Annotated in this window: 17 protein-coding genes and 7 pseudogenes; 12 read left to right on the top strand and 12 right to left on the bottom strand. The window is 34.6% G+C overall.

The features are described from left to right. Positions 1 to 26: 26 nt before the first annotated feature. From NSQ40_RS17210 to NSQ40_RS17200, 3 genes are all read right to left on the bottom strand, one after another. Positions 27 to 302, bottom strand: a complete 276-nt coding sequence (locus tag NSQ40_RS17210) for a hypothetical protein (RefSeq protein ID WP_003202922.1) — start codon at positions 300 to 302, stop codon at positions 27 to 29. 324 nt (positions 303 to 626) lie between these two features. Next, a complete protein-coding gene (locus NSQ40_RS17205; protein ID WP_098114868.1) occupies positions 627 to 2060 on the bottom strand; it encodes an IS4 family transposase in 1434 nt (477 codons plus the stop codon). Positions 2061 to 2178: 118 nt separating this feature from the next. Beyond that, entirely contained in the window at positions 2179 to 2775 is a 597-nt protein-coding gene (locus NSQ40_RS17200) for a DedA family protein (RefSeq protein WP_003203054.1), read from the bottom strand. 611 nt (positions 2776 to 3386) lie between these two features. Here NSQ40_RS17200 and NSQ40_RS17195 point away from each other — a divergent pair. The 9 genes and pseudogenes from NSQ40_RS17195 to NSQ40_RS17150 all read left to right on the top strand — a co-directional run bounded on the left by NSQ40_RS17195 (position 3387) and on the right by NSQ40_RS17150 (position 13012). After that, on the top strand, positions 3387 to 4211 hold the full coding sequence (locus tag NSQ40_RS17195) for a DUF4037 domain-containing protein (RefSeq protein ID WP_018767988.1): 825 nt from the start codon (positions 3387 to 3389) through the stop codon (positions 4209 to 4211). Between the two features lie 2 nt (positions 4212 to 4213). Next, positions 4214 to 4288 (top strand): annotated as a pseudogene (locus NSQ40_RS17190) (VOC family protein); the annotation flags it as partial. An 88-nt stretch (positions 4289 to 4376) separates the two neighbouring features. Then, positions 4377 to 5426 (top strand): annotated as a pseudogene (locus NSQ40_RS17185) (IS4 family transposase); the annotation flags it as partial. 513 nt (positions 5427 to 5939) lie between these two features. Then, on the top strand, positions 5940 to 7247 hold the full coding sequence (gene ltrA / locus NSQ40_RS17180; RefSeq protein ID WP_098159124.1) for a group II intron reverse transcriptase/maturase: 1308 nt from the start codon (positions 5940 to 5942) through the stop codon (positions 7245 to 7247). Between the two features lie 143 nt (positions 7248 to 7390). Further along, positions 7391 to 7783: pseudogene (locus tag NSQ40_RS17175) on the top strand (IS4 family transposase); the annotation flags it as partial. A gap of 199 nt (positions 7784 to 7982) precedes the next feature. Continuing rightward, a pseudogene (locus NSQ40_RS17170) lies at positions 7983 to 8169 on the top strand (hypothetical protein). 1779 nt (positions 8170 to 9948) lie between these two features. Then, entirely contained in the window at positions 9949 to 11139 is a 1191-nt protein-coding gene (locus NSQ40_RS17160; RefSeq protein WP_258248617.1) for an efflux RND transporter periplasmic adaptor subunit, read from the top strand. Next, positions 11136 to 11816, top strand: a complete 681-nt coding sequence (locus NSQ40_RS17155; RefSeq protein ID WP_098101490.1) for an ABC transporter ATP-binding protein — start codon at positions 11136 to 11138, stop codon at positions 11814 to 11816. The genes NSQ40_RS17160 and NSQ40_RS17155 overlap by 4 nt, the downstream gene beginning before the upstream one ends. After that, positions 11813 to 13012, top strand: a complete 1200-nt coding sequence (locus NSQ40_RS17150) for an ABC transporter permease (RefSeq protein WP_018767608.1) — start codon at positions 11813 to 11815, stop codon at positions 13010 to 13012. The genes NSQ40_RS17155 and NSQ40_RS17150 overlap by 4 nt, the downstream gene beginning before the upstream one ends. A gap of 190 nt (positions 13013 to 13202) precedes the next feature. On the opposite strand, the gene NSQ40_RS17145 is transcribed toward NSQ40_RS17150, so the two are convergent. The 4 genes and pseudogenes from NSQ40_RS17145 to NSQ40_RS17130 form a co-directional block, all read right to left on the bottom strand. Further along, a complete protein-coding gene (locus NSQ40_RS17145; RefSeq protein WP_033796920.1) occupies positions 13203 to 14234 on the bottom strand; it encodes a CamS family sex pheromone protein in 1032 nt (343 codons plus the stop codon). Positions 14235 to 15123: 889 nt separating this feature from the next. After that, positions 15124 to 15498, bottom strand: a complete 375-nt coding sequence (locus tag NSQ40_RS17140; protein WP_003205206.1) for a hypothetical protein — start codon at positions 15496 to 15498, stop codon at positions 15124 to 15126. Between the two features lie 325 nt (positions 15499 to 15823). Further along, a pseudogene (locus NSQ40_RS17135) lies at positions 15824 to 16044 on the bottom strand (DDE-type integrase/transposase/recombinase); the annotation flags it as partial. 248 nt (positions 16045 to 16292) lie between these two features. Then, entirely contained in the window at positions 16293 to 17768 is a 1476-nt protein-coding gene (locus NSQ40_RS17130) for a protein adenylyltransferase SelO (RefSeq protein WP_179863655.1), read from the bottom strand. 273 nt (positions 17769 to 18041) lie between these two features. Between NSQ40_RS17130 and NSQ40_RS17125 the strand changes: the two are divergent. Continuing rightward, positions 18042 to 18356, top strand: a pseudogene (locus tag NSQ40_RS17125) (hypothetical protein); the annotation flags it as partial. Positions 18357 to 18427: 71 nt separating this feature from the next. Here NSQ40_RS17125 and NSQ40_RS17120 read toward each other — a convergent pair. Continuing rightward, positions 18428 to 18612, bottom strand: a pseudogene (locus tag NSQ40_RS17120) (hypothetical protein); the annotation flags it as partial. Between the two features lie 428 nt (positions 18613 to 19040). On the opposite strand from NSQ40_RS17120, the gene NSQ40_RS17115 reads away from it, so the two are divergent. Further along, positions 19041 to 20168 (top strand): serine hydrolase domain-containing protein, encoded by a 1128-nt coding sequence (locus NSQ40_RS17115; RefSeq protein WP_033796302.1) that lies wholly within the window; start codon positions 19041 to 19043, stop codon positions 20166 to 20168. Between the two features lie 433 nt (positions 20169 to 20601). Here the strand turns inward: NSQ40_RS17115 and pepF are convergent, their stop codons facing one another. From pepF to NSQ40_RS17095, 4 genes are all read right to left on the bottom strand, one after another. Further along, the gene (gene pepF / locus NSQ40_RS17110; RefSeq protein WP_258248616.1) at positions 20602 to 22389 is read right to left on the bottom strand and encodes an oligoendopeptidase F; all 1788 of its coding nucleotides are present in this window, start codon (positions 22387 to 22389) and stop codon (positions 20602 to 20604) included. Between the two features lie 297 nt (positions 22390 to 22686). After that, positions 22687 to 23184 (bottom strand): hypothetical protein, encoded by a 498-nt coding sequence (locus NSQ40_RS17105; RefSeq protein ID WP_003207852.1) that lies wholly within the window; start codon positions 23182 to 23184, stop codon positions 22687 to 22689. Positions 23185 to 23200: 16 nt separating this feature from the next. Next, positions 23201 to 23353 carry a hypothetical protein gene (locus tag NSQ40_RS17100; RefSeq protein ID WP_018781563.1) on the bottom strand — a complete coding sequence of 51 codons (153 nt, stop codon included), beginning with the start codon at positions 23351 to 23353 and terminating at the stop codon, positions 23201 to 23203. Positions 23354 to 23595: 242 nt separating this feature from the next. Continuing rightward, a complete protein-coding gene (locus NSQ40_RS17095) occupies positions 23596 to 24828 on the bottom strand; it encodes a MerR family transcriptional regulator (protein ID WP_097787326.1) in 1233 nt (410 codons plus the stop codon). A gap of 187 nt (positions 24829 to 25015) precedes the next feature. On the opposite strand from NSQ40_RS17095, the gene NSQ40_RS17090 reads away from it, so the two are divergent. After that, on the top strand, positions 25016 to 26302 hold the full coding sequence (locus NSQ40_RS17090) for an NAD(P)/FAD-dependent oxidoreductase (protein WP_003198916.1): 1287 nt from the start codon (positions 25016 to 25018) through the stop codon (positions 26300 to 26302). Positions 26303 to 26315: the final 13 nt, after the last annotated feature.

Genomic DNA, 26315 nt, shown 5'->3' with positions numbered 1-26315 from the left:
AGACGACCAAATAAAAACACAGGGTTTTATCTCTGTGTTTCTTCAAATTTTCTTTTTTGAATATATGCTTGAGCATGAATAATTTCTTCCTGAAGTTCTTTTAATTCTTCCATAGATCCTGATTCAATCCTCATGTAAGTAGTAACTAAACTAATCATCATATCCATCTTCTCTACTATATTTTGAATGACCTGTTCAGATTGCTCTTTTTTAGGGTGTTGTATTGCTATTAATACATTTTCTAAATAATTGTTCTTTCTTTGCCGGATATCATTAATAAACTGTTTTGTGATTGAGTTCATTTGTTTTTCCTCCGTTTTGTATATATTTCCATTCTATCATATTTGAATAGAAAATATTGGATTCCCCTAAATTCACATCTGTCTAGTACATCTCCTCAAATATACAAACTAATCCCTTAACGTACAGGGAACCGGATGAAATGTGTCTAAATTATGTCTAAACGTACAATTTTCTTTTTTTGATATGGTGACCCCATGCCCATCAAGCTAAGGTGGGGTATTCCATGAACTTCCGTTCTTGTTGCCTACATGCTTGATATTTTGTTTATTTGTTTTTAAAAATACGCATTCCAAATAAACCTTAATAAGGCGTATTTTTAAAAGTTATGCAATTTTCTTATTTAGATTGGATACAGTGCACTGATAAACAACGCCTAAAATATCAAAAACTGTCTTTTTCTCATATCGATGGGATTTCCGTCCGTTTTTCTGTAAGAGGTCAAACAGACGAAGAAAAATTTTTGATACTTCTTGAGTGTCTTGTTGTATAGCTTCATATACTAAGTACAGATGATCTTGAATCATATAAATTGCTTTATATTCACTTAATTCTTTTTGTTTTTTCTGTAGTAACAGCTGTCGCATTTTGAACATAGTGGAAGAACAAAGAAAAATAGCGATTAACTGTCCATAAAGATGACATTCTAGACGCTCTCGCTTAATATTGTGACAATGATTGATACCAAAAAGAGATTTCCATGTTTTAAATACAATCTCTATTTGCCAACGTAGAGAGTAAATCTCGTGAACATGTTCCATCGGAACAATTTCCCATGGGATGTTGGTAATATAAACATTGATTTCTGTTAAACGTTTACTTTTTTCAGAGTATGTAACCCCTTTTTTCTTTTCAACATAAGTTTGCTGTTTCCTACGTTTATGAACTTGAGTTGATGTGAGTCTGTATATTACAACTCGTGAGGGTAATTTTTGTTGTCCAACATAGGCATTCTGAATTTCATAAGTATCTCCTGGTTTTATCTGATGCATGACATGTTCAAGGTCAAGTAAAGCATATAAAGATTGCTTTTTTACTGTCCCATCCCGAAAGAATTCTGGAGATTCATTTTTCACATATACTCTATTATTTAATTTCAACCGTGAAACATAGAATACCCCTCGTTGATCCATCTGATCTAAATCTTTTAGAGAAAAGTATCCTAAATCTCGAATACATAAATCTCCTGGTCGTAAGGTATCCAAACATTCTGTACCAAAGGTTTTATCATTATTTTTACCTGGTTCCATTTGAAAATTGAGGAATTTCCCACTATGTAAATCATACTCTAGTTGAATCTTAATACCAGCTGTCTGTGCACATCCTCCTGAACCAGGATAAATAGAAGCTAAATGATTGGGTACTTGAAAAATAGTAGCATCTAGAATACGTATACGTTGAAAATAAGAGGTGTATTGATTTGAGATTTGAGACGAATCGTTTAATTTGCTTTTGATTAAAAGAGAAAATACACGTTGTAGAAATAAAACAGCACATCGGTTAAAACGTTGATTAAGTCCTTCCGGACTTATAAGTGTAGCTGTATTTGCATAAAGCTGACTACATAATCGAGTAAGAGAATCGCTTGCTACCTGTTGACTAATCCAGATACATAAGGCAGCCAAATCTCGTGCGCCATACTTACTTTTACGTTTTACAAAACCTGTCTCTTGTGCGAGTTGTTGAAGAATATGTGGAGATAGATATCGCTGTAATTCTTCAGCAAAAAAATGAAACTCATCTTGAATCGATAGATTCATACAAAAAACGCCATCCTTTCTGTATATTTCTACAAAAAGAATAACGCTTTCTATGAATTATGGGTATAAATTCATCTTAGGTTGATAGTAATGTATGGTGGCCCCTAATAATAAATTACTAGCCACGTCTTCTCATTAATTTTTTTACAACAAAATAGAACACAGCAAGAGCCACTGCAGTAATAGCAAAATATTTAATATAGGGTCCTGCTACTTCATTTATATTCTCCCACTTTTCACCCAGTTTCCAGCCTAAATATACAAATAATGCCGACCAAGGAATAATTGCAAGTGTAGTAAGCGTAATAAATCTAACATGTGACATTTTAGCAATACCTGCAGGTATTGAAATAGCATGGCGCACAAAAGGAATGAAACGTGCTGTAAATATTACACCAGTTCCATAACGATTGAACCATGCTTCCGCATGATCAATATGCTTTTTTTGAATGAAAATATATTTTCCATAACGCTCAAGTACTGGTCTACCTCCATAACGACCAATCCAGTATATAAATAGTTGTGCTATAACTCCACCAATTGTACCGAATACAACAGCACCGAAAAACGATATACTTCCCGATGATACTAAATATCCAGCATAAGCTAGCACAATTTCACTTGGGATTATTTCAATCATTAGTCCAAGCATAACTCCCCAATAACCAAGTCCTTCTAAAAAAACTAAAATTGAATGGATTAAATTACCTAACATCTTTACACCTACCATATACAAAATTTTTAAACATACTAAAAAAATAAAGAGATACCTTATTCCAGGTACCTCTTTATTTTACATAATATACAAATTATTCATAGTAAAAGTATGATAAAGATTTCTTTGTTATGTACTGGTCTTCTTTTACATAACACCCATTATCAGTAGTAAAACAAAAAACTCATTCCTTCTAGGGTTAGTACCAATGTCCATCAAGCTAATACTTTGAAGTCTCCAAAAAACGTAAAATTTTATTATTTTACAGTTATTTATGAGAATTCAACTTATTTTTTTCGTTTTGGGGAACAACCAATTTCTTAAGTTGATGGGCATGTATGGTGACCCCATGCCCATCAACTTAAAAAATATATAAAACCCCAAAACAAGAATTTTATATATTTTCAATTTGAAGATATCAATTTTCTCGTTTTGAGGTATTTGTTTACCTTATCATGATGACGATGAGGTGTTTTGTATTTAAGGAATTTTTTGAAATATAAGTAAATTGGTTGATATATTAATAAATTACTATTAACCTATACATAGGAACACTGTATTAATGCAAAAGTAAAATGTTCAAATGGATAATTAAATATGGAGGAAATGAAATGAACTTAATGCAAAAAGCAATAGAGATGACAAAAATCTATAAACAAAATTCAAAAATAGAAGCAATTCTTTTGGCAGGATCAGTATCAAGAAACTGGCAAGATGAACACTCAGATATAGAATTGCATATTTTATGGTCAGCACCGCCAGAAGATGAAGATCGCCAAAATCCTATTCAAGATGTTGGAGGAACCATTTTGTCGTATCACCCGTATGAAAAGGAAGAGTGGTCTGAATCATATTTAACGAAAGATGGAATCAAATTAGAGATAAGTAACTTTTTATCGGTAACAGTTGAATGTTTTATTTCAGATGTGGTGGACAAGTACGAAACTAACTATGAGAAACAATGTATTGTGGCTTCAATTCAAGATGGGGTGAGTTTGTATGGAAAAGAAATAATTCAAAAGTTAAAAGATAGAGTTGAAAAGTATCCTTTAGAACTTTCCAAAAGGATGATTGCAGAGAACCTTCTACTAAGCAATCGCTGGAATAACCGCGAAGCATTGTTAAAACGAAAAGATTGGCTCATGCTATATGATGTAATTTGTGAAGTAGAGAAGAATATATTTGGCGCCTTGTTTGGCCTTAATAAAATGTACGTGCATCATCCTGCATTTAAATGGATGCCCTTTAATATTGAACGAATGAAAATAAAGCCTGCAAATCTGTATGAGCGTATGACAAATATATTAATAGGACATCCAGAGAACAGTATAAATGAGTTGGAGTTATTAATCGAAGAAGTATTGGTTTTGGCTGGGAAACAAATTTCGGAATTGGATCTTTGTGAGCAAAGAAAACAAATTAGTTACGCAAAGTAACGGAGTTTATTTCTATGTTACATGATAATCCAGATGAATTAGAATATGCATCCTATTTAAGTGAATGGGATGCATAACACCAAAAAAGATAAATGAAATTGTATTTATAAGCCGAAAAAAACGTTATTCTTTTTGTAGAAATATACAGAAAGGATGACGTTTTTTATGAATCTTTCCATTCAAAGTGAACTACAATTATTTGCTGAAGAATTACATCAACATCTTACCCCTTCATTTTTAGAAAAACTTGCTGGAGAACTGGGGTTTGTACAACGGAAACGTAAGTTTTCAGGGCATGATTTAGCAACTATCTGTGTCTGGATTAGTCAACGGGTAGCGAGTGATTCTTTAGTACGACTGTGTAGTCAACTTCATGCTGTTACAGGAACTCTTATGAGTCCAGAAGGACTAAATAAACGTTTCAATAAGAAAGCTGTTTGCTTTTTAAAACATATTTTCTCCACATTATTAAAAAATAAAATTTGTGAAACATCAGTGATTCCAAGCTCTTCAATCACCTATTTTCAACGGATTCGTATTTTAGATGCGACGATTTTTCAAGTGCCAAAACATTTAGCTAGTGTGTATCCTGGATCAGGTGGTTGTGCACAAACAGCGGGCATAAAGATTCAATTAGAATATGATTTACATAGCGGACAGTTTTTAAACTTTCAAGTTGAACCGGGGAAAAATAATGATAAGACCTTTGGAACAGAATGTTTAGCGACATTACGGCCTGGCGATCTATGTATTCGAGATTTAGGCTATTATTCACTGGACGATTTAGATCAAATGGACAAACGAGGCGTGTATTATATATCGCGGCTTAAACTAAATAATATGGTGTATATCAAAAATGAGTTTCCTGAATATTTCCAAAATGGGGCAGTAAAAAAACAATCTCAGTACATCAAAGTTGATTTAGAACACACTATGAATACCTTAAAACCGGGACAGGTCCATGAAATAACAGACGGTTATATTGGAAATGATAAAAAACTATTCACACGAGTTATTATGTATCGATTAACTGAAAAACAACTTCATGAGCGTATGAAAAAACAAGTGTATACGGAAAGTAAAAAGGGCATTACATATTCAGAGAAAAGCAAAAGATTAGCTGGCATTAACATTTATGTTACCAATACACCTTGGGAGATTGTTCCGATGGAACAAATACATGATTTTTACTCTCTTCGCTGGCAAATCGGCGTGTCCAGATAAGGACACATTATCTAGTTGGTGAAAGTCCAATCGGGAGAATAGACTCCACTCCCGTAGCCTGAGAGGCACCATGAAGTGAAAGCGACATGGCGAAGCCCTCTGACATCACATGCAAAAGGCATGTGGGCAAATCTCCAGGTTGTAACGTACAGTGAACGTAGACGTAGCCTCGTTACACGCAATTCCGGTGGCTGAGACGGTCGATAACGTGCGAAAGCAGCAAGAACTGACCGAAACGAGTCTGGAACGGCAGTTCTCACCGGCGGGGTATCAGCGGCGACATGGAGAGAAAGATAATGTGGAAACTGGAGAAGCCCTCGACACCCGATGAAGAAACCTCATCGAGGAGACCGTCTCTATAACCGCGATCGGGAAGTGAGAACGGTAGGTGTCAGGGTGGCGGAACGGATCGTAGTACCAGAGATCTGCGTGCAGCAAAACGCGCGGGGAGGGAAGGGTCCGAACCTGTAAATATTTCGTACGACCAAAGGAGGCAAGGGTGCCATGACAAAAACACCTATTACTTTGCAGGAACTAAGGCGACGAATCTATCAAAAGGCGAAGTCTGAACCTACGCATCGGTTTTGGGGACTATTTTCCCACATTACCAAACTAACAACCCTCCATGAAGCATATCAGCATGCGAGGAAAAACGGCGGTGCCCCAGGTATCGACGGTCAAAGTTTCGCTGATATAGAAATAGAGGGAGTTATACCGTTTTTAAAGAACATCCAAGCAGAACTGCAGGCTGGAACATATCAACCACAAGCTAATCGTAAAGTAGAAATCCCAAAAGCAAACGGCAAAATGCGGACACTGCAAATCCCATGTATACGGGACCGTGTGGTCCAAGGAGCGCTAAAACTCATATTGGAAGCTATCTTTGAGGCTGATTTCTGCCCAAATTCCTACGGATTCCGACCAAAACGCTCCCCGCATCAAGCGCTGGCAGAAGTGCGACGCAGTGTACTGCGTCGTATGACCACAGTCATTGATGTTGATTTGTCACGTTACTTTGATACAATTCGGCATAACATCCTACTGAGGAAAATCGCAAATCGTGTCCAAGACCACCAAGTTATGCGCCTAGTAAAACAGGTGGTAAAAGCCGCAGGAAAGATTGGAGTCCCGCAAGGGGGACCGTTCTCGCCACTAGCGGCAAACATCTACTTGAATGAGGTAGATTGGACATTTGATACCATTCGGCGTAAAACGACGGAAGGCAACTATGAAGCTGTGAACTATCACCGATTTGCCGATGATATGGTTATCACCGTAAGTGGGCACTCCAGTAAACGGGGGTGGGCTGAACTGGCACTGCGACGACTGCAGGAACAATTGGAGCCTTTGGGAGTTGAACTGAATCTTGAGAAAACTCGGATGGTCGATGTCTTACAGGAAGAGTCTTTTGCCTTTCTGGGATTTGATTTCAGGCGAGTACTGAACCGAAATAAGACCCGACACTTCATATGCATGACCCCAAAGAAGAAAGCCCGTACGGCAGTGAAAGCAAGGATCCGCGAACTCATTCAAAACGGAGGAGCCAAACCAGCACAAGACTTAGTAAAACAAATCAATGCCGTACTAACAGGATGGGTGAACTACTTTCGAGTTGGAAACTCCAGCGGAGCATTTAGCGAAGTGCGTGACTATACGGAGATGAAAATCCGTACACTGCTGACAAGAAGGAAACGGCGACGAAAGCGTAGTATCGGATGGCAGAGATGGAGTAATGAATATCTCTATGGTGTACTGGGGCTCTACTGGGACTGGAAAGTCCATTCCCTTAAAAGCGCAGAGGGATACCGATGAAAGTGTCTGCGATTTGATAGGTCTCATAACCCTTTTGATGAAGTTTATGGGGTGAGCTGCTTGAGGGAAAACCTCACGAGCAGTTCTTATGGGGAGGGGTTGGAAACGGGTCATAACTGATACCGCGCCAGTTCTTTACCCGACAAATTATCTTTAAAACTTGGAAATCACTTTTTCAAATCCATCATTGGCAAAATATCAAACAAGAGCGATTAGAATGTCACATTTATGGGAAACTTATTGCTATTTTCCTATGTTCTTCTACTATGTTTAAGATGCGACAGTTGATTTTACAAAAGAAACAAAAAGAATTAAGCGAATATAAAGCCATTGGAATGATACAAGATCATCTATACATCTTATATCAGGCTATACAACAAAATACTCAAGAAATAACAAAAATCTTGTGCCATCTATTCAGCCTTTTACTGAAAAATGGACGAAAATCTCACAGATAGGAGAAGAAAACAGTCTTTGATATCCTGGGTGTTATTTATGAGTATAGTGGATTGGAAAAACAAAATAAAATTGCATAGTTTTTGAAATTGGGTTGATTGAGGTTTATTTGGTATGCCCATTTTTAAGGACACAAAGTATTTTAAGAGTTTTTCCGTTCATATGAACGGAAGTTCATTTTGTTTGGTTTCTTAAGTTGATGGGCATGCGTCTGAACCCCTGTATCACTTAATCTATGAACACATAAAAAAAGGAAGAGAATTTAAAATACATCTTAATATGAAATATTGCATATTAAAATGTATTGATAAAAAAGTAAGTGCTTACTATAATAAAAGCATAAAGATGTACTACATCTTAACATCAAGAAAGAGGAGGAAATACTATGGCAATCGCAATGGCAGTTTTAAAATTTATAGGTGGAGTAATTCCATTCGTACAAGAGCTTTTAAAAGCATTTATGTAAGTTCTTTATTCAGCAATTATTTATAAAAATTATCATACAAATGGTCTGTATATCAAAGATGAATTGAGGTGCAGATCATTTGTATGAGCAAACTTTAAACAAGAAAAAGAATCCTAGAAATCATAAGGGATTCTTTTTCTTTATGTGTAATTAGGGCTGTAACCAGATTTATTGACTCTTCCAAGAGAAAGTTCTTCCACATAAGTTTCAAATTAACTTATCATGTTTACAATTCTATTTAATTATATCGAATAGGAGCAGAAATATATGAAGAGAAATATATTAGAATATCAATACCGCTTAAACACATTAAAAAGTTGTGTGTGGATTTTTGGGATCTTATTAATTATTAATTGGTATAATTTATGTGCAAATCTTATACTTAGACATAACTTTTTGTGGGAAAAGGCTTTATTGGTCATAATTTTTACTATCGTATTCATAAATACTTTACATCAAATTAAAACCAAGAACTATAAAATTACATAACATACATTTTTAACACATTGAATTTGATACACAAACTCTAAAATATGGTACTTACGGATTCGTTGCACACAACCTACATCTCTAGATACGCTGAATACTAAAATCCCAGTATTCTTTATTCGTTGTAAACCCAATAACCTTTAGGCTTACACCTAACCGACATTCATCTCCCACCTACTCATTGGGCTACACCTTTTACATTCTTTGAAGTGGGATTCTTCTGTCGGGGGAATGATAAAATAATATGTAATAGCACATATTAAAATAAAATTTATGCGATACGGAAATTGTGTAAAAACATACCGAAAATATCCCCAAATACATTCCTCACTCATAAAAAAGAGATAAAGCACTTCATAAAATGCTTTATCTCTTTTTTTATGAGTATTTCTTATTTCACGTAAATTTACCATATGTATCACCTTCTACTATAACCATACACACCTTTTACTTTCTCATAACACTGTTGGATGAAGTGTTTCAGCTCTTCATTTTCCTATTGTCTTGGTGCAAGGATTCCTTGTCAGTTTAGCCATTTATAATAGCCGCTTCGAGAAACACTTATCAAACAACAGAGTAGGCTGACGGAGTATTCGGTTGTTAAAATATCGCAATTGAGTCGCTTGTATCACCTCTTTTGAAGATCCCATAACTTTTTTAATGTCATGCTTTATAATAGGAGGGTGTCCTCTATGTCTAATGAACATTAGTTCACTTATTAATAGTCAAATTATCTAGGATCTGCCACAAAAAAGAAGAAAATCACAAAAATTAACTTCTTTTTAAGTAGGGAAACTTTTATGTTCATTAACTGTTGAATTCATCAGAAAACACTTTAGATTTGATATATTAAAAAATTAAAAAATCGTATAAATATGAAATATTGCATATTGAAATGCATTGATATCCAAATGAATTCTCGCTATTATAGTAGTATAAAAATTTACCACAATTCAATACTCAAAAAAGAGGAGGAAATCATATGGAAATCGCAATTGCAGTTTTGAAATTCATTGGTGGAGTAATTCCATTAGTAACAGAATTATTAAAAGCAGTGATGTAGTTTAGTTTTTGCAATTATTTATATCATATGAAGCACAAAATAAAGAGGTCAGTTTCTTTAAAATAAAGGATCGACCTCTTTATTTTGTGCTTCATATAGCCTAAGGTATTAAAAGGTTTTTAGCTTTTATTTTTTTTTTTATAGCCAGTTACTTTAGGGGGTTGTCCCATATAAATTGTTCAATAAACGTATGTACTAAATTATATCATTATTAAGGGGAAGACATTATGTTACCAACTACAACACATCGACCAACTAAAAAGAAAAAATGGATTATCATTGGGGTTATTGCATTAATTGTCATCGTTGCAGCCGTCAATATTTTTGTTATGCAAGGTAAGAAGAAGGAGACAGCAAAGGGAGACGCTGTTAGCTTTGAGAAAGTAACAGAACGTACACTCAATAATACAAAATTGATTTCTGGACAAGTAAAGCCTGGGAATATTGAGAGCTTCTATGCAGATCCGACAAAAGGAAAAGTGAAGGATATTGCGGTGAAAGAAGGGCAAGAAGTAGAAAAAGGGACGAAGTTATTCTCTTATGATAATGAAGAAATAAATCTACAATTGAAGCAAGCTGAGCTTGATCAAAAAATGGCAAGTATGCGCTATGATCAAGGGAAAAAGAAAATAGATTCACTAAATAAAGAGATTAAGAAAGCAAAAGATAGCGGCGCTGGAAAAGAAGTAACAGATCCGTTAGAAGAGCAAGTAAGTGAACTAGAAATACAGCAAAAAACAACTGAACTTGAGAAAGAAAAAGGTCAATTACAATCACAACAATTAAAGAAAAAACAAGATGAACTCACAATTTATAGTAACTTTGCTGGTGTTGTACAAAAATTAGATAAAGATGCAGCACAAGGTTCGACGCAAGCAATGGGTGGACAAGGAAAATCATTTTTACAAATCGCATCTAAAGAACCATTCCAAATTCAAGGGACATTAACAGAACTTCAAAAATCACAAATCCAAAAAGATCAAACATTTAATGCAAATGCAAAAGCAAATAGTAAGAAGAAATGGACAGGGAAAATTACAGAAGTAAGTGAATTTCCGACAAGTGCAGAGATGGCTCAAGCAGCTGGTGTTGGTGAGGGAACACAAAATATGTCTCAGTATACATATAAAGCTAGTTTAGATGGACAAGAAGGTTTATCTCCAGGCTATCACGTATCACTGCAAGTAAACTTAGAGAATAAGAAGATGATTGCTGTTCCTAGTAAAAGTATTATTGAAAAAGCTGGTAATCTATTTGTTTATGTAGAAGACAAAGGAAAGCTTCGTAAACAAAATGTGAAAAAAGGTTCTACTGATGGAGATTGGACAGAAATTCTTGAAGGTGTAACAGTGGGACAAAAGGTGGTTAAAAATCCTTCCGACAACGTGTATGACGGAATGGAAGTGAAAGAAAAATGATTACGTTAAACAATATTCATAAAACATATTACCAAGGGAAGCTAGCGGTACCGATTTTACATGGTATTAGTTTAACAATTCAAAACGGTGAGTTTGTTTCCATTATGGGACCGTCTGGCTCAGGGAAATCAACCCTTATGAATATTATCGGTTGTTTAGATCGTCCAACAGAAGGCGAATATGTGTTAAGCGGCGTGAATATCTTAACGGCAGATGAAGCAAAACTTGCCCTTATTCGCAATGAATATATAGGCTTTGTATTCCAGCATTTTAACTTATTGCCACGTCTTTCAGCGGTAGAAAATGTAGAACTTCCGCTTATATATGGCGGCGTGAAGAAAGCGGAGCGCCGTCAGAGAGCTCTTGAAGCACTTGGGAAAGTCGGATTGTCTGACCGCGTGCATCACTTGCCAAGCGAACTTTCAGGTGGGCAAAAGCAGCGTGTAGCCATCGCACGTTCTATTGCAAATGATCCAACGTTCATTATGGCCGATGAACCAACAGGTGCTCTTGATACGAAATCTGGAGAGCAGGTTATGGATATTTTCACAAAGTTAAACGCAGAAGGTACAACGATTGTTATGGTTACGCATGAAGATGAAGTTGCGGCGTATTCTTCGCGCCGAATCGTACTAAGGGATGGGGAAATTACAGAAGATAGAAGGTGTGCGGTATGAGTTTACTAGATAGTATAAAGATTGCCCTATCTTCTATTCTAGCTCATAAACTGCGCTCAGCACTTACAATGCTTGGGATTATTATCGGTGTCGGCTCTATTATTACTGTTGTTGCGATTGGGCAGGGCGGGGAAGCAGCGTTAAAATCACAATTTGTTGGTTCTGGGAATAGTGTGATTTCTATTCACTATACTCCTGACATGAATGATTCATTTGGTATGGAATCCATGGGAAAACCGAAATTGACAGAAGAAGATATTTTTGAAATTAAAAAGCTTCCAGAGATTTCACACGTAATTAAGACGAATTCAAACATGGAAACACTTGATGTCAATGATAAAAAAGATATGGTGAATATTAAAGGGCTAGACAGCGAATATTTCGCTGCGAATAAAGTTAAGGTGTTAAAAGGCCGTTCTTTAAATGATACAGATATCGATTATGGAAATAACGTTGTCATGATTAGTTCCGATGTAGAAGAAAAGATATTTGAAAAAGAAAATCCAGTTGGAAAGATTATTGAAATGAAAGGCCAACCGCTGCAAATTATTGGTGTATATAAAGCCGAGGGCGGATTCATGGGAATGGGAGGTTCAGAAGTTCTAATTCCACTAACGTTATGGCCGTCGTTGTATGGAACAGATGAAATTCAAGAGATTTCTGTCCAAGCGAAAAATGTCGATAATTTAGATGACGCTGGAAAGAAAGCGGCTGATGCATTAAATAGTCGTAAGCCAAGTGAGTTTACAGGTAAATATGAGGTAATGAATTTAAAAGAAATTCAAGATGGTATTTCTAAAATGACAAATATCATGACGATGATTATTGGAGGTATTGCTGGTATTTCATTAGTCGTTGGTGGTATTGGCGTTATGAACATTATGCTCGTATCTGTAACAGAGCGTACACGTGAGATTGGGGTACGTAAAGCACTTGGAGCAACGCGTAGTAAAATTTTACTGCAATTCTTAATTGAGGCTGTTATGTTAACGCTTCTTGGTGGATTAATCGGGATTGGTCTTGGTTACGGGGGCGCATATATTGTTTCCACATTTGCGAAATGGCCACCACTCGTTTCATGGCAAGTAGTTGTTGGCGGCGTATTATTCTCGATGACGCTTGGTATTATCTTCGGATTAATTCCAGCGAATAAGGCGGCGAAATTAGATCCAATTGAAGCACTTCGTTACGAATAGGTTAAATCGGGGCAGCAACTTAAGCTTATAGAAGCGGATACAATTGTAGAGCTAAATAATCTGTTTTAGAGCACAATCTTTTTTCACTTGTTCGCCTAATTATTTTAAAGCGCTAATGATAAAATAACCATGGTACATTAAACTAATATTGAAAATAAAAAAGACAGTATAATAACTGTCTTTTTTATTTTCAATATTCAATAAAAGAAACAAAAGGTTTATCTTCATTTTTTTCTCTTACAACAACTGCTTCAACTTTTTGCTCAGACTTTATATTCATTTGAACCTTAACATCTTTAGGTAAAATATCTAGTATCTTTTGGACTATCATTTGTGTAAAAGCAATCAGTTCTGATTTACCATTAAATTTAACTAAAACATTCATATTTATAGTATCCATATGATCATCTTTATAAAAAATTGTAGCATTAACCGGTATATAATCATAATCAGCTGTAGTGAATTTTTTCACTTCATGAGAAAAACGATCTAACTTTTCATTATCTTTATTATATACTTGTTTAAAATCATCAGAAGGATAAGCAAAGGATTTTTCGTTAATATTAGCCCACTGTCCTATACTATTCTCACCTTTTTGTACTGTTACACTAGAAATAAAAGTACCGGCTTTTAAAGAATCAGAAGCTTCCTGTTTAAAAATAGAAAAAGTAATAGGAACTTTTACAAAGTTCTTATTATCATAAAGAACTTTTAAAAGTTGATTAGCAATTTCACTGCCCTTAACATTTGCTTCTTCATTAGAATGATTTGAAGTCATGGCTAAACCGATAACAACACCAGCTAAACTCAATTCACCTGAATTTTTCTTAGTATAATAATCATATTCTATAATATTAGATACATAAGGTATTTCTTGTTTTGTGAGTAATTCGTCTATTGTTTTTTGAGCAATATATTCACTTCTTTGTAATAAATGATTTTTTGTATCAAATTGCTTAGATGCCATATTCATTAAACCTAATTCTAATTTATCTATATCTAATTTAGAATTAGTTTGTATATTAACTGTATTTATTATTTTATGTTCTTTTAAAGGAATAATAGTTTTATAATAATTATCAGAAATAGAATATTTCGGAATAATGCTATTTCCCTTCGTATTTTTTTCTACAACTTTCTCTTCTTTTTTAATAATATTAGTACCATTACAAGCACTTAATAACAAACTAATAATTATCAAAAATAATGATATCTTTTTCACCTATAATAACCACCTTTAACCATTTCTCTCGCTTTATACAACATATAGTGTATCACTAAATATCTAAAAAAAAAGAGATTAATGAAAATAAATATATACATCTAACGATATTCCCTAATGTTAAAGATAAAAATATGATATTTATATAAAAAAGCTACAAAAAACCCTTGAAACTATCCCTTCTGGATATTCTGTTATGTATTAAATTACTAGTTACGTAGGACCAACATGAATGCAAGCTTAGATTTATTAACATAAAAAAGAAGAGGATTTTTATAATCCTCTTCTTTTTTATATGTTCATTAGCTGTTTTGTTCACTTAAGAGTGCTTTAGAATTTACCTATTCTATTATAACTGTATAAAACACATTTTTAATATGAAATATTGCATATTAAAAATGTATCTAAAATGAAGGTATAAGATTTACCACATCTTAATACTCAAACAAGGGGAGGAAATACTATGGCAATCACAATGGCAATCACAATGGCGGTTTTAAAATTTGTGGGTGGAGTAATTCCATTCGTACAAGAACTTTTAAAATCATTCATGTAAGTTTTTATTTCAAACATGTATGTAAAAATCTCACACAAATGATTTGTATATCTGGGCATAAGTGCTTTGTGAATCAATAGTATGAACAGATTTTAGACAAGAAAAAGAATTTCATTAGGAATAGCAATCAAAAAGCACTCATTCGAGTGCTTTTTGATTGTACAGTAATACTTTAATACTCTATAATTAACTTTGGGGAAGGTAATCTAAGAGCATTAGACGTAGTCTTAGCATTATCTTTTATTTGATAAACCATAAAATTGAATAATTTTGTGGTTTATTTTTTGTAAATCCACAAGTTTTAAACTACTTTTAATAAACATAATCATGAAATTAACATCGAATTACAGTTCCGGAATAGAGAGTCAGGAAATGGTCACCAATATCAATTATAGTTGTTGCTTGTATATAACCTTTAAAACCATCTGATGAATAATAAATTTCTTTTGGAATACTTTCTTTAACCTGATAACTAGTTTTTGAGTACTTCACATAATGGTTTGTGATTACTTTTGATTCAGGGACAATATTAGCTCTTTGTTCAAAAGTATTTGTGATAGTAGAAGGTGAATTAAATTCAACATTCTCATGAGAAATACGATCCAAACTTTCAGCTTTTACACCTTCTGTTTGAGAAAAGGCACCTAAGCTACCTATCCCTATTAATGTAGCAAGTGTAAACTTTGAAAATCCTGTAAATTTCCCCATTTTATAAGCCTCCTTTAAGTTTTTTGTAAGATAAGGTCCTTACACTTCACAGTCTATATCTAGCAGATAGGAAGTGTACATACATATCATTAGACAAAAATCTACATTATTCTCTATTTTTTTCTAGGTTATGTATAATAATCCGTTGTTCAACAAGTTGTCACAAATAAAAAATGATAATGATAACAAAAAAATGAATAGTATATTCGTTGCTTGTATTATTATTAATTATTTTAATATTCTAAAATAATTGGATAAAATCGGTTCTGGTGCAAATATATGAAGAATAACACGGAGAATAGTAGACTCCTAACGGAATCGTATTTTATGCTATAAGTCTAAACACTTGGTGGATGAACTCTTTTTGATTTTGGACAGACTGGTTTTCTAAATCAATCTGTTCCTTTTTTATCATATGCATGGCTTCAACGCCACTCAATATAGAGGTTGCTGTTTTAAAGGACTTGAATCCCAACATAGAGCGTATTCGTTTCTTAATAAAACGATGGTCTTGTTCCACATGTTATTCAGATATTTTATCTTCCTGGTTTGGATGCTGGCTGGCCTCTCTTTATCTAATAAAATAGAGATCTAGATTTACCACTAGATATTATGAAAAAACAATCAATTGTATTTAGCGCTGAGAAAAGAGTAGTTGAACAAACTGTGTAGGTTCTATATCTATATTAAATGATTTTGCACCAAAACCGAAAAAATGCCACTCCATTAGGTAAAGGAGTAGCATTATGTTGTAAAAATAGTAAATCATGAGAAGGTGTTAACTTAATTCTTTCTCATGTACCACAAAAAGTGCGATAAGGGCGGGATGATGGCGCCGGTGGTGTGCAGTACTCAGACTGTTCAGGAGAGTGAGCATAAGGATTTGAAAGAACAACAAGCAGTTGTTCCATTACGCTGTAGTTCCCTTGTTTAACTGCGGCATCTAATGCTTCTTCCACGCGGTGATTTCGTGGGATTATCGCAGGATTGGTGTCTCGCATCAGCTGATGTGAAGAAGATTTCGATTCCTCCTGTCTGCTTAATCTTGCCTGCCATTTTTCATTCCACTTCGTAAATTCTTGACTTTTAAACAAATCGGTATCTTTATGTGTACCAAAAGTTAAAGCAAGGAAGGTATTAGTATAGTCTGCGCGATATTTCTCCATAATTTTAAGGAGCTCATCAATGAGGGCTTTATCTTCTGCTTCTTCGTTAAATATACCTAGTTTGGTCCGCATCCCAGCGAGCCAATGCTTTTCATACAGTGTGCCGAAATCTGAAATCGCATTTTGGGCTATTTGGACAGCTTGTTCTAGGTCTGTATGTAGAATCGGCAATAGAGATTCTGCAAATCGCGCGAGATTCCACACACCAATATACGGCTGGTTACCATAGGCGTATCGGCCTTGCGTGTCAATGGAACTAAATACCGTTGCTGGGTCATATTCATCCATGAAGGCGCAAGGACCATAATCGATGGTTTCTCCGCTAATGGTCATGTTATCGGTATTCATTACCCCATGAATAAAGCCAACGAGTTGCCACTTTGCAATTAAGCTTGCCTGTTGCTTCATCACTTCTTGTAGTAACGCTAGGTATGGATTTTCCTGTGATTGAATAGCTGGAAAATGACGCTTAATCGTATAGTCAGCCAAAATTTTCAGCTCCTCAACTGAACCGCTTGCTGCTGCGTATTGAAATGTGCCAACGCGTATATGACTGCTAGCTACACGTGTCAAAATTGCACCTGGTAAAGCAGTTTCGCGTATGATTAACTCACCTGTTGATACTATAGCTAGACTACGGGTAGTAGGAATACCAAGCGCGTGCATTGCTTCACTGATAATATACTCGCGTAGCATTGGTCCAAGTGCGGCGCGGCCATCCCCTCGGCGGGAGTATGGTGTTCTACCAGAGCCTTTTAATTGAATATCAAATCGTTCACCTGAAGGAGTAATCTGTTCACCGATTAGCAGCGCACGGCCGTCTCCTAGCATGTTGAAATGCCCGAATTGATGCCCTGCATAAGCTTGAGCAAGAGGGATAGAACCTTCGGGAATTCGGTTTCCAGCAAGAACCGCTACTCCATCTTCGCTTTGTAGTTCCTCAATGTTTAGCCCTAGGGATGTTGCCACAGGATGATTGAGAATGATTAACTTTGGTAAGCCTACAGGGGTTGGGCAAAGGGTGGAAAAAAATGATTCCGGTAGACGGGCATAACTATTGTCTAAGTTCCATCCGGTTTCTTTTGTTTCTTTTTTCTTTTTCATTGTATCTCCTTCTTTTACGTTTTTTTCTGTTACATAAAGCATAGATATAAATACTCAATGATATTCTCCATTTTATTGAGAATATAGAAGATTGGAATTTAATATTGATTAATTGGTGCGCATTGTTTTTATAATTCACTTGTAGTTATGTACATTATATCCTTAATCAATGAAAAAAACGTATTAGTACTTGTTTTTTATAAACTATAATATTTTATCATTTTAACCGAGAAGACCTTCTCCTCTAAACGAAGTGAAGATGGGGGTAGTTCAATTAGCGGCTTATTAGGGTTCTTCGGCATTGGGTGGTTTAGTCTTTTTATGGTTGAAGTTGTTGAAACATCGCGGCAGGATTCAGTAGGAATTACGGTTAGCTTTGCACTTACGCTAAATCAAATTGCTATTATTTTAGCTCCGCCTGTTTTTGGCTTCATAGTGGATATCAAAGGGTATACGTGGGCGTGGGTGTGTATGGCTATATTGCTGTTTGTTTCAGCAATAAGTTTATTGAAAAATTGCAAAAAAAAAGTCATACGAATGACATTTTTTTGCAATATGATGTATAATCAATTTTGGTATGAATTTTAAAATGGTGATATTATGACATATAAATGAATTTTATTCTTATTCTTATTCTTATTCTTATTAATATTTGCTTTTCGTTCATTTCCTCTTTTGAAATTCCCTATTATTTTGGCCGTAATGAGCTTCCTCTCTTTTTATTGTTTGCATGATTTATTTTACTTGAAAATTTTTCTGCATCTTTTCTTTTGACAATCATAATTTATTTTCCGTAATACTCGATAAATACCATGCTATTTTTGTTTGTTCGATAACTGAACATTTCACTATCTAGTTAATTTTGCTTATCGATGAATGCTAATAGATTACCTTTTTTGGCATTATTGTATATGTTGTTTACAAGGAATGTTACATAAAAAAACAAAATTATAGTGAGATGAATCGGATTGTTGGGTGGAAATTTTCTAAGAAAGAAATACAATAGTAAGTGATCAAAAATTTGAGTATGGGAAGCTTCTCTTGAATAACTTTCCAATAATACAAACTTTTTAGGAAGATATAGATAATCAAGAGACATGCTAATTTATAGTAGTAGAATTGAGGATGAAATAGTAATATGTAGTTCATTTCTCGAATATAGTTCTTCAATAAATTTAAGCAAAAATTAAAGTCTTCTTTTAAATGAATAGAGATAGAATAAAACAATGAAAAGAGTAACAAGTATAAATTGAATAAAAAGAGGGCTCCTGTATGTTTAAGAGATGTTTAATCGTTTGCTTTATTATCGCGATTTTTTGCTTAAGTGTATATATGTTCATGCAAACAAATAAAGGTAAAACGCAGAATTTAAAGGCATTTTCAGATTCTACTAGTAAACTAGAAACAGATACACCGAAAGTAGATAGAAATCAGCGAAATCGTTATGCTGGGGCAACACAAAAATTAGACCAATATTTAAAAGAAAAGGGATTTAATGGAACGGTACTTGTGACGGATCAAAATAATGTGATTTTGCGAAAAGGGTATGGCTATGCAAATATGCAGGATAAAGTCTTAACAACGCCAAGAACAAAATATCGTATTGGTTCTATCACTAAGACAGTAGTGGCAGTGTCTATATTGCAGTTGCAGGAAAAAGGGGAATTGAATATAGAAGATAATGTGAATAAATATATTCCTTCATTCCCAGCGGATAAAAATATTACTTTAAGACATTTATTGACACATACATCTGGATTACCTGAACAAGGGCAAGGGAAAGTTGATGCGGCATCACGTTTAAAATTAGTGACATGGATTGGTTCACAAAATCTTGAATTCCCTGCTGGAACAGGTTGGAGATATACGGATTATAATTATATGGTACTTGCCTATGTTATAGAAAAAATCTCTAAACAACCATTAGCTGAATATGTAAAAGAACATATTTTCACTCCAGTTGGAATGCATGAATCTGGCATGGGGGCAAAATTCCCTGGAGATATATTTTTCGCAGAAGGTTATACAAAGAAAGATAATGAATTCATATCTACTCCTAGGTTAAGAATGAACTGGCTATACGGTTGTGGTGAAATGTATACAACTGTAGAAGATATGAAGAGATTAGATGAGGCGATTATGACTGGCAAACTTCTTTCCAAACAAAGTTTATCAGATATGTTTACTGTATCACCTGCAAGGAAATATGGATTTAGTTTTTACATTTATCCAGATTATTACCATAATCACGGTGTATTAGCTGGGTGGAATACATTTAATAATTTCAATTGGGATAAACGAATTTTTGTTATTCTATTCTCTAATGTTCAAAACGGTATGACCGATGAATTTAATCAGGAATTTCGGAAGATGGCAAAAGATTTATTGGAAGGAAAATAAGCGGTCTGTAGTATTCTGATTCATATAAATAAGTTAGATTTAGAAATTCTTTATAAATGATTTTATCCCGTATTAACGGGCAGTAAGACTCCCACCTCAAAATTCGGCAAAAGCAAAGAAGTTAGGTAGGAGATTAACTGCCCGTAAAAGCCCGATTGGTGTGGGCTAATAATCAGTGGGGGATGAAGAAAACCCCCCACTGATTAAAGTTTTACTTTCGAAATAATCTTATTTTTTGTGATTAATATTATACCATGCTGATATATGCAGTATTATTTTCATTTAGTTTTTGTTTTTAATTCAAATTTCTATTTTTTTGATTATTAAATTTAAAAAATGTAATAATCAAAAGCCAACTTCTTTAATATTGAAGAAGCTGGCTCTTTAAATGACCTAACATAGAATTCTGTCCATAGAATCTTATCATTTTTTGTTAAAGTGATGAGAATTCTTCAACTAGTTTACTAAAGCGTCCTAGTGCACTTTCAATTGGTTTTGGCGTTGTTAAATCTACACCAGTTTTCTTTAAAAGATTGAGCGGATAATCTGAACTTCCACCTTTTAAGAATTCGATATAATTTTGCTGAGCGGTAGGATCGCCACTTAAAAGCTGATCTGCAATTTGAATTGCGGAAGCAAATCCGGTAGCGTATTTATAAACGTAAAATGGTCGGTAAAAATGAGGGATTCTAGCCCATCCATATTTTACTTCTTCATCGAATATGAGTGTATCCCCATTGTATTCTCTAAATAATTTTTCATATACATCATTAAATGCTTGGGCGTTTAATGGTTTACCTTGATGCGCCATTTCGTGCGTAATCTTTTCAAATTCAGCAAACATAACTTGTGTAAAGAAAGTTCCTTTAAATTGATCAATAAAGTGATTGATTAAATGGTTGCGTACGTCTATATCTTTTGCTTCTTTTAATAGATGGTGAATTAAGAGTATTTCATTCACTGTAGAAGCGACTTCGGCCACAAAGATTGAATAATGAGCAGAGATTCTCGGCTGAAACTTATGTGAATAATATGTATGCATACCATGCCCACATTCATGAGTAAGTGTAAAGAGACTATTTAAGTCATCATTATGATTTAACAGGATGAAAGGGTGAACGCCATATACGCCAAAATTATAGGCACCCGAACGTTTTCCAGGTAATTCTCTTACATCTATATAACGTTTATCTTTAAAACCTCGAAGTGTTTGAAGATATTCTTCACCGAGTGGAGAAAGGGATGTAAGCATGATTTCGAATGCTTCATCATAGGGAATCTCTTGCTTTACACCTTTTACTAAATCAACATTTAAGTCATACTGTCTTAATTCATCTAGCTGCAATTTTTCTTTTCGTAAATGATTATATGTATGTAGAGATGCAATGTTCTTTTTAGTTGTATCAATTAAAGTATCATACACTTCTTTTGGAACCATATCACCAAATAAAGACCTTTCTAAAGCAGATGGATAGTTTCTAATTTTTGAAATGGTAACATTGTTTTTTATAGCTGCTGTTAAGGTAGAAGCAATAGAGTTTTTTAATTGCACATAAGGTTGATAGTATGCTTTGTAAGCTTCTTTTCTCTTATCTCGACTTTCATCCTTAATTAATTTTGAATACATCCCGCGTGTTAAATTTACTTTATTACCATCCTTGGTTGTAACTTCTCCAAATGTAATATCTGCGTTATTAAGCATTCCGTATGTATGCTGAGGAGAAGAGAGAGCTTCACCCATTTGAGATAAGATTTCTTCTTTATCTTTGTTTAAAACATGTTTCTTATATCGATATAATTCAAATAAGTCTTCTTTAAAATATTGTAAGCCTTCGTTTTCCTCTATATAAGAATGTAATGTTTTCTCATCGATACTAAGTAAAAATGGAGAAAAGAAGGAACGAGCAGCACTTATTTTAACATGTAATTGTGATGCTTTATCTACAAGGGACTGCGCTTCTGTATCACGTGTATCAAGGTCGGATTGAAGTCTTGCATAAGCATAGACTAAATTAAACAAACTTGATATTTCTTCACTTTTCGTAAGATAGGCAAGTAGGCTCTGACCATCATGGATAGTTCCATTAAATTTTTTTAAATCCTCTGTTAAGGTTTCGATTTTTTGATAGTCGTTTTCCCAGTTTTCAATCGTTTTATAAATATCCGTTAAATCCCACTTTTCTTGATCGGATACATCCATTCTATTTTTAAATTCTGTCATAATCATTTCCTTCCTAGGTATGTATTTTGTGTACTATAAGATTAATCAAGTAGTATCTCCACAAAATTATACTACTTTCATTTCTTAATCAGGTAATAATTTTCAGTACTCATCTTCAAACAGGCAATTATATAGGGTAACTCCTGTTTCTTTTAACTCTAACGAAATTTCCTCCACTTCAGTATTCAACGTGTCAATGTCAAGAACCTTTATTCCATTGACTTGGAATAAAGAAGTGGTTAATTCGATACTCCGCCCCTAAAAAAGCCTTAAGGTAGTTACCTTAAGGCTCATAAATTAAGAAAGTATTTTTTCTATTTTTTTGTCATAATTAGTTACTATATTATTAATTTCAATTAACAAAGTATCCTCATCAGTTGCAGGCTCATAACCAATTATAACTTTTGGAATATCATAATTTTTTTTCAAATCAACTAGAAAATGTACTAGCTTTTTCAACCTTAACTTATTATCGTTCCTCTCATCCTTTAATATTTCATTTTCAGGAAAGTTAAATACAATGTCACCATATTGTTCATCAAACGAGAAAACTATTACTACGTTTTTTAATGAAATACCTAACTTCAATTCTTCTAAAAATATATTTCCTGTTCCTTTCGGTGATAGAATCTCTTTTATGTTTTTCACTTGAGAAAAATCCAAATCTTTTTCTGAAGTATTATTATACAAATGTGATGATTTAAGTTTTAATGTAGATAATTTAAGTTCTCCGTAAATTAATTTATCAATTTTTCTCTTATTAAAATCAGTTAATATAATCTCTAAATTTTCCATTTATAACTCACCCTTTTTACTGGTCAATATACCATTTAAAAGTTCCATCAAGGTTTAATCGAACTCCATTTCCATCTTGTAGTTTTTTCTCCAAAAATTCTATTCCTTTAGGATTTTTAATTTTGATAAAACCTCCCGGTCCATCCATTATTTCTTCAAGATGTTTCAATGCTGTTTGATTTATTTGGTCTGGGCCGCCTTTAACTTTCCCAAAAATGCTTGGATTTCTTTATCTGTAATTTGTTTTTTACTTACTGCAAACCATGTAACATTGTTCATTGTAATACACCATTCTACAGAAGATAATCTGTTAATGTTTCCTCAATTTTTCAGATTAACCATGATTTTAGCTACAAGGGAGCTGTCTCATCCGTGAACTAGCCTACTTTTCGGACAGCCTCTTTTTGTGCGCTATTTTTTCGTACTAGCCAAATACATTAGCATGTGGAATTTTTCGTCTATTACATGATAATCAAAGTAAGGTCCTGGATCTGTACAGTAACCGATATTTTCACTTTGCGTGATTTGAAATCCGTTGACTGATAAATTTTCTTCTAAGTATTTTGGATATAAAATATGCTCGTGGGAATTTGGATATAAGGCTGAAATATTTTTCAAGGATTTGGCCGAGCTATCATAATAGGAGTACCCGCCGACAATTGTTGAACTGCTATGGAAATAGTTTTTTAGAACATGAATTGGAAACTGCGGATTGAGCAGTGAAAAATCAGTTGCTGTAAAACTATCCACAAAAATATCGATGCTAAGCGGTTTCAATGGCAGATTCAAATCAGAATTCAAAATATAAAGGACGTTTGGCTTCGGATTCATACGCTCAATTCTCTTTCTAACCTTCTTGAGCATCGCAAGCGAATAGCCACTGAATACATAGGATGCGCTCGTTTCAAGAACATCGATATATTTGGGTAGTGACACAAAAGCGTCAACGTTTGTTTCCACGATTAATTTGTTTTTCAAATCTACATTTTGTAGAACTTTTTGAAACCAAAAATTACTTTTTTCAAATAAGTTAATCATTTTGGGATTGATCTCTTTAATCGTTTCTTTATCGTAAAAATAAGATGGATAAGGAGACGTCTCGTACAAGTTCGCGGTAATGATAATACCTTCCTCGATAGCTGCCTCGTATCCACAAGTACAAGTTAAACTCCCCGTTTGAATGTAGACTTTTTTAATCGCTACATCTTTCATTTCAAGTGGAATGTGGCACTTCGGACAATAGAGCAGATTTACAAAGGAAAGTGGGATCCCTGTAAGGTTCTCTTCTTTGGATGAAGGCGAGCTGGTTTGAACCGCTTTTTCAATCAATTGGATAGCTTTTGATATGTCTTCTTTTTTCTTGGTCAGCTGGTTCTTTTTATCAATGAGCAAGTTGTTGTAGTAGTCGATATCCTCATGGTCCGAGAAGTTTGTGACACGCTGATACGATAAAATTTGTTGAATTTCTAGCAGTGAAAAATGAAGTTTTTTCAGCTCAGTAATAAAAGCCATGTCGTCGAGACACAATTGGTTCATTTGATACTGGGTGTTTTTTTTGTCTGGTATTAATAATCCCAGTTCAATGTAATAACGAACGGTATCAGTTGTAACATGAAAAAGCTTTGCAAATGTACCAATTTTCATAGATGCCCCCCAACGAAAAAAGTGGAGTTACTCCACTTTTTTCACAAAAATGAATTCAAAAAACTCTCAAATGGCTATTGACTTGGAGGAAACTCCAAGTCATATGATAGACTCAAGAAGTTTGAATATTTTGAATAATTTTTGACTGTATTGTAACATACATGTCACAAAAGGAGAAGAATTAGCTATGGATAAGATGGATCGAATGGATACTCTCTCACTGTGGACAGCGACTGCAAACAGCTATGAAAAAGGAAAACTTCTTGAAGGAAATGAAGAGGCGGATGTTGTCATTATTGGCGCAGGTTTCACAGGTCTTTCTTCTGCATATCATTTGCAAAAATTAGGGAAGAGTGTCATTGTCCTTGAGCAAGAAGCGATCGGATATGGCGCAAGCGGTCGTAACGGCGGGATGGTATTGCCAGGCTATAAGCCAACGATGCAGGAGCTTGCCAAAAAGTATGGTGCCGACGAGGCGAGACAGCTTAACGATCTCTCCCTATTTAGTGTTGAACTGGTTAAAAACATCATCGACGAGCATCAAATCAACTGTAACTTTAGAAAGACAGGTCACATTGTGGCGGCTTACAAAGCCAAGCATTTTGAAGGATTGAAACATGAAAGCGAATACTTAAACGAAAATTTCGGGTACGAATCAAGCGTGCTTGATCGAAGTCAGTTGCATCAAGAGATCGATTCTCCACATTATTATGGCTGCTTAGTCGACAACTCGAGTTACTCGTTCCAGCCACTGAACTATGCAATTGGTTTGGGAGAAGCAGCTAAATCGATCGGTGCAAAAATCTTTGAGCATTCGAAAGCACTATCTATTGAGTACGGTCGAAACAGTGTGAAAGTTGTAACAGAAAAAGGTGCTGTTACTGCGAAAGACATTATTGTGGCTACAGATGGTTACTCTGGAAAAATCATGAATGAACTGAACAAAGGCGTACTGCCAATTTCGGCACGTATTATTGCTACTGAACAGCTTCCAGAATCACTGGTGAGTACCGTCATTCCTAAAGATCGCATGGTTTTTGATACAAGCAGTTTCCTTTACTATTTCCGACGTACACCAGATAATCGGATCGTATTTGGCGGTGGCGATGTTCGTCCAAACTTAGGCGATGCTGTTTATCAAAGTGTTTACGATGCCATGGTTAAAATAATGCCAAAACTAGCAGGAAGCAAGATTGATTTCCGTTGGGGTGGATTTATCGGGGTTACAATTGATACGTTCCCGGTTATCGGCAGATCCAAAGAAGGCGCATATTTCGCAACGGGTTATACGGGACACGGTGCGTCTCTCTCGACATTGTTTGGTAAGTTATTGGCACAATGGATCGTTACGGGGAGTGCAGGTGGATATCGATTTGAAAAGGAACGCCTCAAATCATTCCCGTTCTATAATCAGAAAACGATGCTGGTCAATCTAGCACATATTGGTTTCAAACTGTTAGATATTATTGCGTAAAGGAGAGTTGTTT

The sequence above is a fragment of the Bacillus sp. FSL K6-6038 genome (assembly GCF_038050455.1).
GTDB classification, from domain to species: domain Bacteria; phylum Bacillota; class Bacilli; order Bacillales; family Bacillaceae_G; genus Bacillus_A; species Bacillus_A pseudomycoides.
Note: the sequence above shows the minus strand (reverse complement) of the source record. Positions and strands in the feature narration are given on the sequence as shown.

Bases quoted from the DNA above. Each gene is read 5' to 3' on its own strand.
- NSQ40_RS17105 (WP_003207852.1), bottom strand. From the start codon at position 23,184: ATGGAAAATTTAGAGATTATATTAACTGATTTTAATAAGAGAAAAATT.
- NSQ40_RS17140 (WP_003205206.1), bottom strand. From the start codon at position 15,498: ATGGGGAAATTTACAGGATTTTCAAAGTTTACACTTGCTACATTAATA.
- ltrA (WP_098159124.1), top strand. From the start codon at position 5,940: ATGACAAAAACACCTATTACTTTGCAGGAACTAAGGCGACGAATCTAT.
- NSQ40_RS17130 (WP_179863655.1), bottom strand. From the start codon at position 17,768: ATGAAAAAGAAAAAAGAAACAAAAGAAACCGGATGGAACTTAGACAAT.
- NSQ40_RS17205 (WP_098114868.1), bottom strand. From the start codon at position 2,060: ATGAATCTATCGATTCAAGATGAGTTTCATTTTTTTGCTGAAGAATTA.
- NSQ40_RS17210 (WP_003202922.1), bottom strand. From the start codon at position 302: ATGAACTCAATCACAAAACAGTTTATTAATGATATCCGGCAAAGAAAG.
- NSQ40_RS17195 (WP_018767988.1), top strand. From the start codon at position 3,387: ATGAACTTAATGCAAAAAGCAATAGAGATGACAAAAATCTATAAACAA.
- NSQ40_RS17150 (WP_018767608.1), top strand. From the start codon at position 11,813: ATGAGTTTACTAGATAGTATAAAGATTGCCCTATCTTCTATTCTAGCT.
- pepF (WP_258248616.1), bottom strand. From the start codon at position 22,389: ATGACAGAATTTAAAAATAGAATGGATGTATCCGATCAAGAAAAGTGG.
- NSQ40_RS17160 (WP_258248617.1), top strand. From the start codon at position 9,949: ATGTTACCAACTACAACACATCGACCAACTAAAAAGAAAAAATGGATT.
- NSQ40_RS17095 (WP_097787326.1), bottom strand. From the start codon at position 24,828: ATGAAAATTGGTACATTTGCAAAGCTTTTTCATGTTACAACTGATACC.
- NSQ40_RS17115 (WP_033796302.1), top strand. From the start codon at position 19,041: ATGTTTAAGAGATGTTTAATCGTTTGCTTTATTATCGCGATTTTTTGC.
- NSQ40_RS17200 (WP_003203054.1), bottom strand. From the start codon at position 2,775: ATGTTAGGTAATTTAATCCATTCAATTTTAGTTTTTTTAGAAGGACTT.
- NSQ40_RS17155 (WP_098101490.1), top strand. From the start codon at position 11,136: ATGATTACGTTAAACAATATTCATAAAACATATTACCAAGGGAAGCTA.
- NSQ40_RS17090 (WP_003198916.1), top strand. From the start codon at position 25,016: ATGGATAAGATGGATCGAATGGATACTCTCTCACTGTGGACAGCGACT.